General features: G+C 72.7%; 14 protein-coding genes. 5 read left to right on the top strand and 9 right to left on the bottom strand.

Translation table 11 applies throughout. From position 1 onward, the window contains the following. Positions 1-177 precede the first annotated feature (177 nt). The 3 genes from ABT352_RS08670 to ABT352_RS08660 are packed head-to-tail and all read left to right on the top strand — an operon-like array spanning position 178 to position 3459. Positions 178-1503, top strand: coding sequence for a serine hydrolase (locus ABT352_RS08670; RefSeq protein ID WP_350943654.1), 1326 nt, complete (start codon positions 178-180; stop codon positions 1501-1503). 9 nt (positions 1504-1512) lie between these two features. Then, entirely contained in the window at positions 1513-1818 is a 306-nt protein-coding gene (locus ABT352_RS08665) for a serine hydrolase domain-containing protein (RefSeq protein WP_350943652.1), read from the top strand. A gap of 57 nt (positions 1819-1875) precedes the next feature. Continuing rightward, positions 1876-3459 carry a PucR family transcriptional regulator gene (locus ABT352_RS08660; RefSeq protein ID WP_350943651.1) on the top strand — a complete coding sequence of 528 codons (1584 nt, stop codon included), beginning with the start codon at positions 1876-1878 and terminating at the stop codon, positions 3457-3459. 92 nt (positions 3460-3551) lie between these two features. Here ABT352_RS08660 and menC read toward each other — a convergent pair whose 3' ends face one another. The 8 genes from menC to ABT352_RS08620 all read right to left on the bottom strand — a co-directional run bounded on the left by menC (position 3552) and on the right by ABT352_RS08620 (position 12937). Continuing rightward, the gene (menC, locus tag ABT352_RS08655; RefSeq protein WP_350943649.1) at positions 3552-4652 is read right to left on the bottom strand and encodes an o-succinylbenzoate synthase; all 1101 of its coding nucleotides are present in this window, start codon (positions 4650-4652) and stop codon (positions 3552-3554) included. 239 nt (positions 4653-4891) lie between these two features. Next, positions 4892-5674, bottom strand: coding sequence for a GNAT family N-acetyltransferase (locus ABT352_RS08650; protein ID WP_350943647.1), 783 nt, complete (start codon positions 5672-5674; stop codon positions 4892-4894). Beyond that, complete coding sequence (locus ABT352_RS08645; RefSeq protein WP_350943646.1) at positions 5671-6885, bottom strand: M20 family metallopeptidase; 1215 nt, start codon at positions 6883-6885, stop codon at positions 5671-5673. Before ABT352_RS08645 ends, ABT352_RS08650 begins: the two co-directional genes overlap by 4 nt. After that, the gene (locus ABT352_RS08640; RefSeq protein ID WP_350943644.1) at positions 6882-7208 is read right to left on the bottom strand and encodes a membrane dipeptidase; all 327 of its coding nucleotides are present in this window, start codon (positions 7206-7208) and stop codon (positions 6882-6884) included. Before ABT352_RS08640 ends, ABT352_RS08645 begins: the two co-directional genes overlap by 4 nt. Positions 7209-7367: 159 nt before the next feature. Then, entirely contained in the window at positions 7368-9134 is a 1767-nt protein-coding gene (cydC, locus tag ABT352_RS08635) for a thiol reductant ABC exporter subunit CydC (protein ID WP_350943643.1), read from the bottom strand. After that, a complete protein-coding gene (cydD, locus tag ABT352_RS08630; RefSeq protein ID WP_350943641.1) occupies positions 9131-10954 on the bottom strand; it encodes a thiol reductant ABC exporter subunit CydD in 1824 nt (607 codons plus the stop codon). Before cydD ends, cydC begins: the two co-directional genes overlap by 4 nt. A gap of 16 nt (positions 10955-10970) precedes the next feature. Continuing rightward, a complete protein-coding gene (locus ABT352_RS08625; protein ID WP_350943640.1) occupies positions 10971-11741 on the bottom strand; it encodes a cytochrome d ubiquinol oxidase subunit II in 771 nt (256 codons plus the stop codon). A gap of 11 nt (positions 11742-11752) precedes the next feature. Next, positions 11753-12937: a cytochrome ubiquinol oxidase subunit I gene (locus tag ABT352_RS08620; protein ID WP_350943638.1), complete on the bottom strand. Its 1185-nt coding sequence runs from the start codon at positions 12935-12937 to the stop codon at positions 11753-11755. Positions 12938-13103: 166 nt separating this feature from the next. On the opposite strand from ABT352_RS08620, the gene ABT352_RS08615 reads away from it, so the two are divergent. Continuing rightward, a complete protein-coding gene (locus ABT352_RS08615; protein WP_329083327.1) occupies positions 13104-13433 on the top strand; it encodes a PadR family transcriptional regulator in 330 nt (109 codons plus the stop codon). Positions 13434-13451: 18 nt separating this feature from the next. On the opposite strand, the gene ABT352_RS08610 is transcribed toward ABT352_RS08615, so the two are convergent. After that, a complete protein-coding gene (locus ABT352_RS08610; protein ID WP_350943636.1) occupies positions 13452-14138 on the bottom strand; it encodes a permease prefix domain 1-containing protein in 687 nt (228 codons plus the stop codon). A 166-nt stretch (positions 14139-14304) separates the two neighbouring features. Between ABT352_RS08610 and ABT352_RS08605 the strand changes: the two genes are divergently transcribed. Next, positions 14305-15141, top strand: a complete 837-nt coding sequence (locus tag ABT352_RS08605) for an alpha/beta fold hydrolase (protein ID WP_350943635.1) — start codon at positions 14305-14307, stop codon at positions 15139-15141. The last annotated feature ends 148 nt before the right edge of the window (positions 15142-15289 follow it).

Genomic DNA, 15289 nt, shown 5'->3' with positions numbered 1-15289 from the left:
CTCGCCGGAGGCGCCCCTCGCGCGGGGCCGGAGAACGGGCGCTCCCGCGAGGCGGTTGGAGAACGACACAACGGATCGGGCCCGGTTCGTCGTGAAGGCCGAAGAAGCGCAGCCCGGGTGGGCTTAACGTTCGGACATGCCTCGCCTTCGGGTGGACCACGAAGAAAGGATCGTCGAATGGCTGGAGCAGCGGATCCCGGTCGCTGGCACGCCCGTCTCGCCGAGCTGATCACCGAGTACGAGGTACCCGGCGCGGGCCTGGCCTTCCTGCACGAGGGGGAGGTGCACGAGTTCGCCGCGGGCGTGCTCAACGTGGAGACCGGGGTGGAGGCGACCACCGACTCGCTCTTCCAGATCGGCTCGGTCACCAAGGTCTGGACCGCCACCCAGATCATGCTCCTCGTCGAGCGGGGCGCGCTCACGCTCGACACCCCGGTCGCCGAGGTCCTGCCGGAGTTCCGGGTCGCCGACCCCGAGGTGACCAAGACCGTCACCATCCGGCACCTGCTCTCGCACACCTCCGGCATCGACGGGGACCTCTTCCTCGACACCGGCCGCGGCGACGACTGCGTCGAGAAGTACGTCGAGGCCTGCGCGGACCTCGCGCAGAACCACCCCCTGGGCGCCACCCAGTCGTACTGCAACTCGGGGTTCGTCATCGCCGGGCGCGTCGTCGAACGTCTCACCGGCAAGGTGTGGGACGCCGCGCTGCGCGAGCAGATCATCGAGCCGCTCGGCCTGACCCACACCTGGACCCTGCCGGAGGACGTGCTGCGCTTCCGCGGCGCGATGGGCCACATCGACGGCGCACCCGCCCCCGTCTGGGGCCTGATGCGCTCCTGCGGCCCGGCGGGTTTGATCTGCGCGCGTCCCGCCGACGTCGTGGCCTTCGCCCGCGCGCACCTGGGCACCGGCCTGCTCGCCGACCCGCGGGCGATGTGGGAGCCGCAGGTCGACATCCCCAACCCGTACACCCTGGGGAGGCAGTGGGGGCTGGGCTGGATCCTGGACGAGTGGCAGGGGCAGCGGATCATCTCCCACGGCGGCAACACCATCGGCCAGGCGGCCATGCTCTGGGCCGTACCCGACAGCGAGACCGTGGTGTGCGTGCTGGCGAACGGCGGCCACACCGCCGCGTTCCACCACGCCCTCGCCACCGAACTCTTCGACGAACTGCTCGGCCTGGCCGTGCCGCCCGTGCTGGGACCGCCGGCCGTGCCGTTCGAGGCCGACGTCGAGCGGTACGCCGGCGTGTACGAGCGGGCGGGCAGCCGGATGACGCTCACGGTCCGCGACGGCAGGCTCTCGCTGCACATCGAGGCCACCGGAGCCCTCGCCGGGCTGAAGCAGCCCATGGAGTTCGGTCTCGTCGCGGTGGACGACGTCACCTTCGTCGGCCGTCCCGAAGGAGAGCCGCAGTGGCTGTCGGCGGTGTTCTACGAACTCCCCGACGGCTCGCCGTACATCCACCTGGGTGTGCGTGCCACGCCCAAGATCGCCTGAGGAGCCGGGATGTCCGAGAACCTGCGAGAGCGCCTCGACGAGGCGGCGCGGCGGCACGGCGTGCCCGGTGCGGCGCTCGCGATCTGGGCGGGCGGCGAACTCGTGGAGGCCGCCACCGGGGTGGTGAACAGGAACACCGGCGTACGGACCACGGCCGACAGCGTCTTCCAGGTCGGTTCCACCACCAAGGTCTGGACCGCGGCCCTGGTGATGCAGCTCGTCGACGAAGGGCTGATCGAGCTGGACCGGCCGGTCCGCGAATACCTGCCGGAGTTCGCCGTCGCCGACGGCGCGGAGAAGGTCATCACTGCGTGAGGCATCCGATGGTGCGGACAGAGAACAATATCGCTGTATGTCCGTTACCGTGAGTGGATGACCAGCCAGCCGCGGGCGAGCCTGCAGCGGATCCTGGAGGATCTGGGCAGCACGGTGCTGGAGGTGGCGGTCTCCCCCGGGGAGCTCGACGCCGAGGTCACCGGCGTGCACATCTACGACCCTCTCGACGAGCTCCTGCTCCCCGAGGGAGGTCTCCTGCTCGCCGTCGGGGTCGACCGCGCCGAGCGGATCTGCGCCCTGCTCGACGAGGCGGGCCCGGCGGCGGGTGTGGTCGTCAAGCAACCGGTGGACGTCGACGAGCTCGTCCGGGCGAAGGTCCTGGAAACCGGGGTGGCGGTGCTGGGCCTCACCCGTGCCGCCTCGTGGGCGCAGGTGGCCGCGCTGCTGCGTTCCCTGCTGGCCGAGGGCGACTTCGCGGAACCGGGGGAGGATCCGCCGGACGACCTGTTCGCGCTGGCCAACGCGGTGTGCGCGCTTCTGGACGCGCCGGTCACCATCGAGGACCGGTCGTCGCGGGTGCTGGCGTACTCCGGGCGGCAGGACGAGGCCGATCCGGGCAGGGTGGCGACCGTGCTCGGCCGCCAGGTGCCGGAACGCTACCAGCGGATGCTGGAGGATCGCGGATTCTTCCGCCGGCTCTACCAGAGCCGCGAGCCGATCTACATGGAGCTGAGCGGCGACAGCATCAACCGGGCGGCGATGGCCGTCAGGTCCGGGGACGAGATCCTCGGCTCCATCTGGGCCGCGGTGCGGGAACCGCTGAGCGAGCAGCGGCAGCGCGCCCTCGCCGACGCCGCCAAGATCGTCGCGCTGCAACTGCTCCGGCAGCGGGCCGGAGCCGACACCAGGCGGCGGCTCCGCGCCGACCTGCTCTCCACCGTGCTGGCCGGCGGCCGGGACGCGGCGGAGGCCGCCGGGCGGCTCGGTGTCGCGAGCGGACGGCTGTGCGTGCTCGCGGCCCAGCTCAGCGGCGGATCCCACACCGACGCCGCGCACAGGGAGAGCGACAGGCAGCGATTCTGCGACGCGCTCGCCCTGCATGTCGGGGCGATCCATCCCAAGGCCGCCGCCGCGCTGGTCGGCTCGGTGGCCTACGCCATACTGCCGCTGCACGCCGGAGGCGACGAGGAGTCACGGGCCGTGCGGGTCGCCGAGAGCTTCCTCGCCCGGGTCGGCCCCCGGCACGCGGCCAACATCGGCGTGGGACGCCTCGCGGGCAACCTGGCCGAGGTGGCCAGGTCCCGGGTCGACGCCGACCGGGCGCTGCGGGTGCTGCGTGCCCGCGAGGCGTCCGGCGCGGTCGCGGGCTACACGGGGGTGCACTTCGAGGCGCTGCTGCTGCGGCTGTCGGACCTCGTCGAGGCCGAGGAGCAGGTTCCCACCGGGCCCTACCAGCGGCTCGTGAGGCACGACGCCGAGCACGGCAGCGAGCTGGTCGCCACCCTGCGGGCCTACCTGGACGCGTTCGGCGACGTCAACGCCGCCTCGGCGAGGGTGCACGTGCACGCCAACACCTTCCGCTACCGCTTGAAGCGACTCGTCGAGATCAGTGGCCTGGACCTGGCCGATCCCGACGCACGGCTCACCGTGATGCTCCAGATGCGGCTCTTCGGGCGATAGCACGAAGCGGAAACCGGCCGCGCCGCGGAAGGGGCGGAGGGGAGCCGGCCGCGACCGGCTCCATCTGGGTTCTCGCCGAGGTGGGGAACGCTTCAGACGGTGATCCATTCGGTGGAGACGGTGACCTCGTCCAGGATCGCGGGGACGGGGGCGACACCGATGCCGGGCCCGGTGGGGACCTCCAGGTGCCCTTCGTCCAGCTCGAAGGGGGCGGTGATGTCGGTGGCGTAGTAGCGGCGCGAGGCGGAGGTGTCGCCGGGCAGCGTGAAGCCGGGCATCGCGGCGAGGGCGAGGTTGGCCGCGCGGCCGATCCCGGTCTCCAGCATGCCGCCGCACCACAGGGCGACGCCGTGGGCGCGGGCGAGGTCGTGGATGCGCCGCGCCTCGAGGTAGCCGCCGACGCGGCCGGGCTTGACGTTGATGATCGAGCAGGCGCCCAGGGTGATGGCGGCGGCCGCGTGCTCGGCCGACTCGATGGACTCGTCCAGGCAGATGGGAGTGGTGATCTTCGTGGCGAGCCGGGCGTGCTGGACCATGTCGTCGTTCGCGAGGGGCTGCTCGATGAGCAGCAGGCCGAAGTCGTCGAGCCTGGCCAGGTGGGGGGCGTCGGCGAGGGTGTAGGCGGCGTTGGCGTCGACCTGCAGGAGAAGGTCGTCGCCGAAGCGTTCGCGGACGGCGCGGACGGGGGCGAGGTCCCAGCCCGGTTCGATCTTCAGTTTGATCCGCGCGTAGCCCTCGTCGAGGTAGCCGGCGACGGCGTCGAGGAGCCGGGGGACGGAGTCCATGATGCCGACCGACACTCCGCAGGGCACACGGTCGGCCTCCGCGCCGAGGAAGGAGGCGAAGGACTCGCCGGAGGTGCGGAGCCCGGCGTCCAGGACGGCGGTCTCCAGGGCCGCCTTGGCCATGCGATGGCCCTTGAAAGGGCGCAGGGCGCGGTTCACGCCGTGGGCGTCGACGTGGGCGGGCAGGGCGGGGATGAGGAAACGGCGCAGGACGTCGGCGGCGCCGTCGACGTATTCGGAGGAGTAGAGCGGGTCGGACATGGCCACGCACTCGCCCCAGCCCTCGGCGTCGGGGGTGACGACGCGCAGCAGCAGGACGTCGCGTTCGGTCTCGGTGCCGAACGAGGTGCGGAAGGGGGCGACCAGCGGCATTCTGATCCGCCGCAGTTCGATTCCAGTGATCTTCATGACGATGTGCGGCCTCCGCCGCGTCTCCCTCCTCTAGCGCCGCCGGTCAGGCGACCCGTTCCACGATTGTCGCGCGGCTCGCGCCGCGTCCTTCTCCGCGCGCCTCGCCGGACGTCTCCGGAGCCTCCGCCACGAGCCTCGCAGATCGGGACACTCAGCGGCGCACCTCCACCGGGTGGCGGCCCTCGCGATGAACCCGGTCAGCTCCACGAGGCAATCGCCCTTGGTGGTGAACCCGGTCACCCGGGCGCCCTTTCCACGAGGTAGTCGCCCTTGGTGGTGAACCCGGTCACCCGGGCGCCTTCTCCCATCAGTGAGCCGAGCACGTCGCGTACGGCGTGGCGCCATGACGTGGCCGCGCCGGGATCGGTGCGGCGCAGCGCCTCGATGTCGGCCGGTATCGCGACCAGCAGCGTCCGGGCGTCGGTCCTTCCCGGGACCGGTCGGCCGTCGCGTTCGGCCAGTGCGGTCACCGCGTCCGACGGGATCTTCGGCCGGTGCGGCTCGCCTCGTACGGCGGCGAGCACCTGCGGCTCGGTCAGCCGCCAGACGGTGAGCATCCGGTCGGACTCGTCGCCCGCGTTGATCGCGTCCTCCATCACGCCGTAGAAGGACGGCAGGTACTCCTCGGGACGGGCACCGAGCTTGACCAGGTTGAAGTGGGCGTTGCGGCGCACCAGCGGATCGTAGGTCCAGGTGATGCGCTCCAGGCCCCGGTCGAGTGCCCAGCGGCGCTGGTGCGACTTGAGCGCGAATCCGATGCCGCGCCCGACGGCGGCGCCGGTGACGTGCGAGTGCAGCACCTGCCCGGCCGGGGCGGCGAGGAAGCCGACCGAGGCGCCCACCAGCCGATCGCCCTGGTAGGCGCCGGTGACGTAGTTGCCCGCGTGTGACAGCGCCCGCATCAGCTCGACGGTGATGGGCTCCCCGCCGGGATCGGGGTGCCAGATGCCGTCGAACAGCCGGAAGACCTCCTCCATCTCCTCGATGGAGCGCAGCTCGCGCAGTATCACGCCGTTCATCCGAGTGTCGCCCGGAGCAGGCCGGCCAGCAGCGCCGTACGGCCGGGCATCTCGGCCACGACCACGTGCTCACCGTCGGCGTGGGCGCCGCCGCCCACCGCGCCCAGCCCGTCGAGGGTGGGACAGCCGGCTCCGGCGGTGTAGTTGCCGTCGGAGGCTCCGCCCACTCCGACACCGATGAGCGGGGCGAGCCCGAGGCCGTCGGCGATCCGCTGGGCGACGGCGAACAGTCCGGCCGACGAGGCCTCCTCCAGGGGAGGGCGGTTCGGGCCGCCCGTCACCTCCAGCCGGGTTCCGGCGAGCCGGGGGGACAGTGCCCTCATCAGCTCGTCCACCCGTTCCTGCGCGGCGAGTGTGGGCACCCGCACGTCCACCGACAGGCGGGCCAGCGCGGGCACGGTGTTGACCGTGGTCCCCGCCGACAGCACCGTGGGCGTGACGGTGGTCCGGCCCAGGCCGCCGGGCCCGCCGGATGGCGTCCCCGGTGTCGTGGAGCCCGGCCGCGGATCGTGGAGCAGGGGCAGCCCGCGCGTCGCGGCGGGCGGCGTCTCCGCCGTCGTCACGGCATGGGGAGCACCGTTCACCCGGTCGGCGATCCCGGTGACGGCGAGGATCTGGTGGGCCAGCTCGATCCCCGCGTTCACCCCCTTCTCCGGTTCCAGGCCTGCGTGCGAGGCCGTTCCGCGCACCACGAGCTCGTAGAGCGACGTTCCCTTGCGTGCCGTCTTGAGCGCTCCGCCGTCGGCGCTCGCCTCCAGCACGAACGCGGCCGCGAGGCCGCGTGCCGACTCCTCGATCAGCGCGCGTGAGGACGGTGAACCGACCTCCTCGTCGCCGGTGACCAGAACGCACACCCCGTCCGGCGAGGGCAGCGCGGCGAGTGCGTGAAACGCCTGCACCAGCCCGGCCTTCATGTCGAACACCCCGGGGCCCCGGGCGATCCCGCCGCTCACCGACCAGGGGCGTTCGGCGAGCGTCCCGAGCGGCCAGACCGTATCGTGGTGGCCGACCAGCAGGACCCGAGGTGTGCCGAAGGTCCACCGCAGGTGGGTGACCCCGTCGATCACGATCGTCTCGGCGCGTGCGCCGAGCCTCCTGAACCCCTGGTCGGCGACCACCCGGGCGCTACGGGCCACCGCCTCGTGGTCGGCGGAGAACGACTCGCACGCGACGAGCTCCTCCAGGTCCTCGAGCATGACGTCCAGGTTCATCGTGCTCGTCCCAACTCGGCGCGGAACAGGCGGTGTACGTTGCCGCCGATGATCTTCGTGATCTCCTCGTCGGCGAAGCCGTGCTTGAGCAGGGCGTCGGTGACCAGGGGCAGCCCGCTGGTGCCCGACAGTCCCGACAGTCCCGGCAGGGCCGCGAAGGGATCGGCGCCGTAGTCCTGCTCGCAGCACGGGGGAGTCACCTCCCGCAGCACCTCGCGCACGAAGAACGACGCCCAGCGGTCCGGCGGACGCGCGGTGACCGCCATCAGCAGATCGTTGTGGGTGTCCGCGACGACGGCGCGGTGGTGGAGCTCAACGGACACGGGCCAGCCCTCCTGCGTGGTTACCGCGACGGTACGACAGGTTGAGGGAGATGTAATTCGGCTGGTTTTCCTAAGAATGGTGAATTGTTCGTCCAATCGGCCAAGATCACTTGTTTCGCTCCGGCCGGAGAGGAGGGACGGGCGGCGGGTGAGCAGGCGTCACCGGCCGGCGGTGAGCGCCTCCGAGCGCCACAGGTCACGGTAGTAGCCGGGAGAGGAGACCAGCTCCCGGTGGGTGCCCCGCTGCGTCACCGACCCGTTCTCCAGTACGACGATCTCGTCCACCCGCTCCAGCCCGCGCAGCCGGTGCGTGACGAGCAGCGTCGTGTGGCCGTGGGTGGCGTCCAGGAGGTCGGCCATGAGCGCGTCCGCCGTCGTCTCGTCCAGGGCCTCGGCGGGCTCGTCGAGCAGCAGCACCGGCGGGTCGTGCAGCAGCGCCCGCGCCAGCGCCAGCCGCTGCAACTGGCCACCGGACACCGTACGCCCGTCCTCCCCGAGCGTCGCGTCCCAGCCGGTGCGCTCCACCCACCGGTCCAGGCGTGCCCGCCGCACCGCCTCGGCCAGCTCCTCCTCACCGGCCTCCGGGCCCGCGAGCCGCAGGTTGTCCCTCAGCGAGGTCTGGAACACGTACGGATCCTGCGTCAGCCCGGTCATCACCCGCCGCACGTCGTCGGAGGCGAGCTCCCGGACGTCCACCCCGCCGACCCTGATCGTCCCCGACTCGGGTTCGACCAGGCGCATCAGGGCCGACAGCAGGCTGCTCTTGCCGGCACCGCTGGGGCCGACCAGGGCGACGCGCCTGCCGGGGGTGAGGGTGAGGCTGACGCCGTCCAGGGCGGGGGCGAGGCCGGTGTCGTGCCGGACCACCAGGTTCTCGATCTCGACGGTCGGCGGCCCGCCGGGGACAGGGAGCGGGACGGACGGCTCGGTCACCGCCGGCGGGGTCGCGCCCACCTCCCGCAGGCGGCGCAGGGCGGCGAGCACCCCGGTCAGCCGCTCCCCGGCCGCGGCCATCGGCAGTACCGGCTCGAAGGACACCAGCGAGACCAGCGCGAGCACCGCGGTGGTCACCGAACCCGCCCCCGAGCTTCCCGCCAGCAGCACGACGGCCGTCACGGTCAGTCCCTGGGTGAGCATGCCCAGGGCCGAGGCCACCGCGTTCGCCCGCGCCTGCCTGCGCTCCAGCGCCGCCAGCCGGGCGTCGGTCTCGGCGGCGGCGGCGAGTGCCCGCTCGTCCGCCCCGTAGGCGGCGAGGTCGGCGGCCCCGTGCACCAGATCGGCGACCCGGGCGGCCAGGTCGGCCCGTGCCGGGGCGATCCGCGCCGACCAGCGCCGCGCGGCGGCGGCCGTGCCCGCCGGGATCAGCACCCCGGCCACCAGCAGCCCGGCGAGGAGCGCCAATGCCGCCACCGGGAGCAGGAACAGGCCGATCACCACCGCGGCCACGCCGGTGACCAGCGCCGCCAGCGCCGGCAGCAGGCAGCGTACGAGCAGGTCCTGTACCGCGTCGGTGTCGTCGACCATGCGGCTGAGCAGGTCGGCCCCCCGCTGCTTCGGCGATCCTGTGGGGATGAGCGCCCGGTAGAGCCGCTCCCTGGTCGTCGCCTGGGCCCGCAGCGCCACGTCGTGACCGGCCAGCCGCTCCCCGTAGCGGAAGACGCCCTTGGTCGTCGCGAACGCCCTGACCCCGACGATCGCCACGCTCAGCGCCGCGAGCGGCGGCTGCTCGGCGGCCCTGGTGATGAGCCACGCGGCGGACCCGATCAGCCCGAGCCCGGCCAGCTCGGCCGCCGCCCCCGCGGCCGCGGCGAGGGCGAGCCGCCCGCCGGACCGGCCCACCGGTCGTCCGCCCGCCCGGTCCACCGGTCGCGCCTCCGTCCGCTCCCCGTCCGTCCGGCCCGTCGGGATCTGGCTGACATCGGTCACGGGGAGACCTCCTCTCGTGTCCCCGCCGGAGGTCTCTCCCCGGCCACCACCCGGCCGTCGGCGATCCGGATCACCCGGTCGGCCAGGTCGATCATCGCGGGCCGGTGGGCGACGATCACGGCGGTGCGGCCCTCGGCGAGCTCGCGGGTCGCGTTCACGACCGCGGCCTCGCTGCGGCCGTCGAGCCGCGCGGTCGGCTCGTCCAGCAGGAGCAGGTCGGCCTCCGGGCGGCAGAACGCGCGGGCGAGCGCGACCCGCTGCCGCTGCCCGGCCGACAGGTTCGTCCCGCGCTCGCCGAGCACCGTGTGGTAGCCCTCGGGCAGCGCCAGGATGAACTCCTCCGCCTGCGCGGCCCGCGCCGCGACCCCGACCTCCTCGATCGTCGCACCGGGGGCACCGAGCCTGATGTTGTCGGCCACCGAGGTGGCGAAGAGGTGCGGGCGCTGGGGGACGAACGCCAGGCGCGCCCGCCAGGGGTCGTGGTCGCCGATCTCGGCGCCGTCGACGAGCACCCGGCCCTCGGTGGGGGTGACGAAGCCGAGCAGCAGGTGGAGCAGGGTGCTCTTGCCCGCACCGCTCTCGCCGACCAGGGCCACCCGCTCGCCGGGGGCGATCACCAGCGACACGTCCCGCAGCGCGGCCTCCTCGCGGTCGGGGTAGCGCACCGTGACATGCTCCAGCCGGATCTCCGGCGCCCTCCCCGCTCCGGACCGCGCCTCCGGCGGGGATTCCTCCGCCGGACGCGTTCCCGCCCGCCCGCCGCGCGCGGGCCCCACCGCCGGGATCGCCGGGATCGCCGGGGCCGCCGGGGCCGCCGGGATCGCCGGGGCCGCCGGGGCCGCCGGGATCGCTGAGGCTCCCGCGGCCCCCGTCGCCCTCGGGGCTCCCGCCTCGCCGTCGAGGACGGCGAACGCCTCGTCGGCGGCGGCGACGCCCTCCATCGCCGCGTGGAACCTGCCGCCCATGGTGCGCAGCGGCAGGTACGCCTCCGGCGCCAGGAGCAGGACCAGCAGCGCGGTCGACAGGTCCAGGGAGCCGGAAAGCAGCCGCAGGCCCACCGGGACGGCGACCAGGGCGAGCGACAGGGACGCGGCCAGCTCAAGGACGAGCGAGGACAGGAACGCCACCCGCAGCGTGCGCATCGTCGCGGCGCGGTGGGCGTCGGCCACCCGCCGGATCACCTCGGCCTGGTAGCGGGCCCTGCCGAAGGCCCGCAGCGTGGGAAGGCCCCTGACCACGTCCAGGAAGTGCCCGCCGAGGCGGGACAGGGCCTTCCACTGGCGCTCCGTCACGGCCTTGGTGTGCATGCCGACCAGTGCCCCGAAGATCGGGATGAGCGGCAGTGTGACCAGTACGATCACCGCACTGGCCAGGTCGGCGGTGAACAGCCGGACGAGCACCGCGATCGGCACGACACCCGCGACCGCCACCGCCGGCAGGTAGCCCGACAGGTAGGGGTCGAGGGCGTCCAGGCCCCGGCCGGTCAGGGTCACCAACTCGCCCGAGCGCTGCGAGGCGGGCCTGACGGGACCCAGATCCCGCAGCCGCGCCAGCAGGCGGTGCCGCAGGGCGGACTTCACCCCGGTGGTCATGCGCCCGGCGGCGACTCCCTGCCCCAGGGTGAGCAGCGCCCGGACGCCGACGACGAGCGCCAGCAGGATCAGGGCCTGGGCCGCGAACCGTCCGGACAGCACCCCGGCGAGCAGTTCCGCCTGGACGAGGACGAGCAGCCCGGTCAGGACGGCGGCGGCCAGGCACAGGGCCAGGTGGCGGCGGACGGCCCGCTCGCCCAGTGCCAGCCGTACAAGATCCTTGTGCATGCCAACCCTAGAGAGCTCAGAAGAACGAAGGAACCCGATCGGAGGCGGCGCGCCCGGGACCGAACGTCCGCCATACCCATACTTGCGCAGCCACCATGACCGGCGCGAAGGGCAGAATCATGACACTCAACACACTCAGCGTCCCGGCGGGCGCCGTACGGTCGAGCAGCCAGGGGGCGAGTACGGCGAGCAGCACCGCGACGGGCGCCGCGGCGGCGCCCGCGGAGAGCAGGAGCGCCCGTCCGGTGCGGCGCGCGCCGGTCACCTGTCCGGGCAGCCGCCACGAGGCGAACGTCCAGCCGTGGAAGGCGAGCAGCGCGGCGACCACCAGAGCGCCGACCAGTCCCGGCAGGCTGATCGGGGACCCCGTCAGGCCGCCGGCCACCGCGACCAGGGCCATGCCCCAGCTCAGCGCGAGACCGTACGAGCCGGCGACGATCGCCCAGTCCCAGGTCGTCCGCCACGCGCCCCCGTCGGCGCGGCGGCGGAACCAGAGCCCGGCGTCGCGCACGATCCACGACACCAGCAGGGAGACCACCAGCGGGTAGAGGCCGAACAGCACGTCTCCCTCGATCGAGGGGAAGACGCCGAACAGCACGCCCGCCACGGCCACCAGCCACACCTCGTTGGCCAGGACGAACGGCGCCATGGCGGCGACGATCTCGTCCCGGTCCCTCCTCGTCCTGCCGAGTACGGGCAACAGCATGCCCAGGCCGATGTCGAAGCCCTCCAGGGCGAAGTAGCCGATCAGCAGGAGGGCGAACACGCCGAGCCAGAGGATGTCCACGGTCTGTCTCCCTAGTGGCTGAGCGCGTGCGCGCGCTCGGTGGGGTCGGCCGGTGCGTCCGCGCCGAGGGTGGTGGCGGCGGGTCCGCGCCGTACGGTGCGGACGATCAGCACGTAGTCGATCACCGCGAGCAGGGCGAGCACACCGCCGAAGGCGATGAGCGAGACGCTGACCATCTGGGAGGTGAGGCCGGGGGACATGGCGTCGGCGACGGTCAGCCTGCCGTTGATCATCCAGGGCTGCCTGCCGGACTCCCGCGCCAGCCAGCCCAGGATCGCCGCCACGAACGGCAGCGGGGTGATCGCGATCAGCAGGGGGTGTGCCCAGCGCCAGCGCGGCAGCCAGTACACGGTCGGCGCCAGCACCAGCATGACGAAGAACTGGAGCAGCTGGCCGATCGCGATCATGAGGCCGAGCGCCCACGCGGCCGGCCCCCCGTTGTCGAACTTGTCCGGCTGGAACAGGGAGAGCGGGCCGAACTGGGCGTAGCCGAAGCCGACCGTGATCAGCGAGCCGACGAGCGAGGTGATCACTCCGGTGCGGAGCGAACTCGTGAAGAACTCCCGCTCGGCGGTGCGCCGGAACAGCTGGTACGCGCTCGCACCCATCAGCACGAAACCGCCGGTCCACAGGCCCGCGCCGAGTACGTGCGGCAGCGCCATGGTGAGCGTCGGGTTGGTGAGCAGGGCGCCGAAGTCGGTCAGGACGAGGTGGCCGTCCCCTTCCACGGCTCCCGCCGGGTTCTGCAGGAACGAGTTGGCCACCATGATCCAGAAGGCGGAGGCGTAGGCGGTCAGCGTCACCACCCAGATGCACGCCACGTGGAGCCATTTCGGTAGCCGGTGCCAGCCGAAGATCCACAGCCCGAGGAAGGTGGACTCCAGGAAGAACGCGACGAGCGTCTCGATCGCGAGCGGCGCGCCGAAGACGTCTCCCGCGTAGTGCGAGAGGCCGCTCCAGTTCATGCCGAACTGGAACTCCATCACCAGTCCGGTGAGGATGCCGAGCGCGTAGTTGATCACGTAGATCTGGCCCCAGAAGCGGGTCGCCCTTTCGTGGACCGGCTTTCCGGTGACGGCGTAGCGGGTGTGCATGATCGCGATCAGGGGGGCCAGGCCCAGGGTCAGCACGACGAACAGGAAGTGGAGGCTTCCTGTCACGGCGAACTGCGTCCGGGCCAGGTCGAGCACGTCCACGGTCTCACCTCCTTTGTTATGTCTGTCTACCTATAGGCATGCTACATGTAGAACGCCTACATGTAGCATGCCTATACGAGAGGTAGGCTGACGACGTGAGCCAGCGAAGTGAACGAACCGCCGGGTGCGGTGAGACGGGATCCGCCCGGTGGGCGGAGGCGACCGGATGAACACCGACGCGCTCCGCGGTCACATGGACGCCCTGCTGCTCTCCGTGCTGGAGCACGAGCCGCTGCACGGTTACGCGATCATCGAGGCGCTCCAGGCGCGCAGCGGTGGCGCGCTGAACGTGCCGACGGGCACGGTCTACCCGGCGCTGCGGCGGCTGGAGCAGGCCGGATACCTGGCCAGTGAGTGGGCCACGGTGGGCGGGCGCAAGCGGCGCACCTACCGGCTCACCTCCTCGGGGCGTACGGCCCTCGCCGGCGAGCGCTCCGCCTGGCGGGAGTTCGCCGGGGTGATCGGCAGCGTCCTGGAACCGCGCACCACCCGCTGACGCCCTCCCGAGCCGCCCTCAGGCGGTCACGGGGACGGGGCCGCGCCGGGTGACACTCAGGCAACGGGAGGCGCAGTACAGCTGTGCGAGCCAGAACACGTAGCTCATCAGCGACGCGACGATCCCCGGCGGATAGTCGCCGAACCCGGCCGAGCCGCGTGAGCCGAACATCAGCGCCCCGCACAGCACGAGCATGACCGGCAGCATGGCCCAGACGAACACGGCCAGGGCCCGGGTGACGAGCCGGGGCCGCCTGATCCTGCGCAGCCCTCTGCCCAGCGCGAACAGCGCGACCCCGCCGATCACGCCGGTGAGCATCTGGAGCAGGTCCACGCCACGGGCGACCGGGACGAACCAGTCAGGCATGGTCTCGTACGCCGGGGCGGCGGGAAAGATCTTCCAGATCACGCTCCACATGACCGTGGTGAGCGGCACGGTGACGAACAGCAGGGCCGCGAGCCTCCGGCCCGCCGAGTTGGACAGCTCCTCCTGGTAGCCGGGCGCGATCTCGCGGATCGTCCCGAACTCCTCGACCGCGGCCCGCTCGGCCTCCTCACGCCTCAGGCCCTCGCCCTCCAGCGCCTCGGCGGTGTCGAGCAGGCTGTCGCGCGCCTCGGCGATCATGTCGAGCTTCGGTCTCCGAGGACCCCTGAGAGTGCGGCTGAGCCCGGTCACGTAATCCTCGATGACCCCGGTGCCTGCCATGTGCTCTCCAGTCGCCCGATTTCCATCCAGGGTACGCGTCTCCCATCCTGGTCTCCCGTCCGGAACCCGCGCATCGGGGAGGCCCCTGAGAAGACCCCGAGGCGGCCCACGCCCACCTGCGAATACGCTCGAACCCAGCGGCACCGGTGGGAGGGAGGGGCTCGTCGTGAGGATCAAGGATCTTGAGGTGCGTGAGGGCACGATGGCGGGCGGCCTGCCGTACTACGCCCTCGGCGATGGCGCGCCGCTCGTCGTGCTGCGCTGGTTCACCCCCGCACACGCCAACCCGACCGGACTGGCGCGCGGCCTGGAACTGCGGGTGCTGGCCCCGCTGGCCCGCCACTTCCGGCTGTACGCCGTCGGCCGCGCCCCCGGCATGGCCGAGGGAACCACCATGGCCGACATCGCCGCCCGGCACGCCGATGCCCTGCACGCGCGGTTCGGCGGACCCGTCGACGTGATGGGCCTGTCGTCGGGAGGTTCGGTGGCGCTGCAAATGGCGGCCGACCGTCCGGACGCGGTCCGCACGCTGGTCGTGGCCGGGGCGGCCTGCAGGCTCACGCCACGCGTCCGGCGGCTCCAGCGCCGTTACACCGAGGCGGTCGCCGCCGGGCGGCGCGGCCTGCAGCACCAGGCGGTCACGGCCGCCGCCTCGCCCGCGGGACAGGCCCTCGCCGGGGCGCTGCTGTGGCTGCTGGACCCGCTGGCGCGCCCCGACGACCCTCGCGACATGCTCGCCTTCGCCCGCGCCGAGGAGAGGTTCGATCTGACCGGCCGTCTCGCCGACGTCGCCGCCCCCACCCTGGTCATCGGCGGCGAGAGAGACCTGGACTACCCGGTCGAACTCTTCAGGCGGACCGCCGAGGGGGTCCGTGACGGCCGCCTGATCACCTATCCGGGCCTCGGCCACCTGGGAGCCTTCCGCAGCGGGCGGTTCGCGGAGGACGTCACGGCCTTCCTGACGGGAACCGGGCCGGGAGAGATCACCCTCACGACCTCCTGACCGCCGCGACTCTCCTCCGCGTCGCGCCCCGACCTGGCGGGGGAGGCCGGGGAGAGGCCACCTGCCTGACCTTTTGACTGGGCCGGCTCTCTCCCGGGCCTGCCACGGTCTGCCCTCTTCCGGTCCGGTCGCAGGCTCGCGCGGCCGG

The sequence above is a fragment of the Streptosporangium sp. NPDC000563 genome, assembly GCF_040299985.1.
GTDB lineage: Bacteria > Actinomycetota > Actinomycetes > Streptosporangiales > Streptosporangiaceae > Streptosporangium.
This window is presented reverse-complemented; position numbering and strand designations above follow the sequence as displayed.

Bases quoted from the DNA above. Each gene is read 5' to 3' on its own strand.
- ABT352_RS08670 (WP_350943654.1), top strand. From the start codon at position 178: ATGGCTGGAGCAGCGGATCCCGGTCGCTGGCACGCCCGTCTCGCCGAG.
- ABT352_RS08665 (WP_350943652.1), top strand. From the start codon at position 1,513: ATGTCCGAGAACCTGCGAGAGCGCCTCGACGAGGCGGCGCGGCGGCAC.
- ABT352_RS08660 (WP_350943651.1), top strand. From the start codon at position 1,876: ATGACCAGCCAGCCGCGGGCGAGCCTGCAGCGGATCCTGGAGGATCTG.
- menC (WP_350943649.1), bottom strand. From the start codon at position 4,652: ATGAAGATCACTGGAATCGAACTGCGGCGGATCAGAATGCCGCTGGTC.
- ABT352_RS08650 (WP_350943647.1), bottom strand. From the start codon at position 5,674: ATGAACGGCGTGATACTGCGCGAGCTGCGCTCCATCGAGGAGATGGAG.
- ABT352_RS08645 (WP_350943646.1), bottom strand. From the start codon at position 6,885: ATGAACCTGGACGTCATGCTCGAGGACCTGGAGGAGCTCGTCGCGTGC.
- cydD (WP_350943641.1), bottom strand. From the start codon at position 10,954: ATGCACAAGGATCTTGTACGGCTGGCACTGGGCGAGCGGGCCGTCCGC.
- ABT352_RS08615 (WP_329083327.1), top strand. From the start codon at position 13,104: ATGAACACCGACGCGCTCCGCGGTCACATGGACGCCCTGCTGCTCTCC.
- ABT352_RS08610 (WP_350943636.1), bottom strand. From the start codon at position 14,138: ATGGCAGGCACCGGGGTCATCGAGGATTACGTGACCGGGCTCAGCCGC.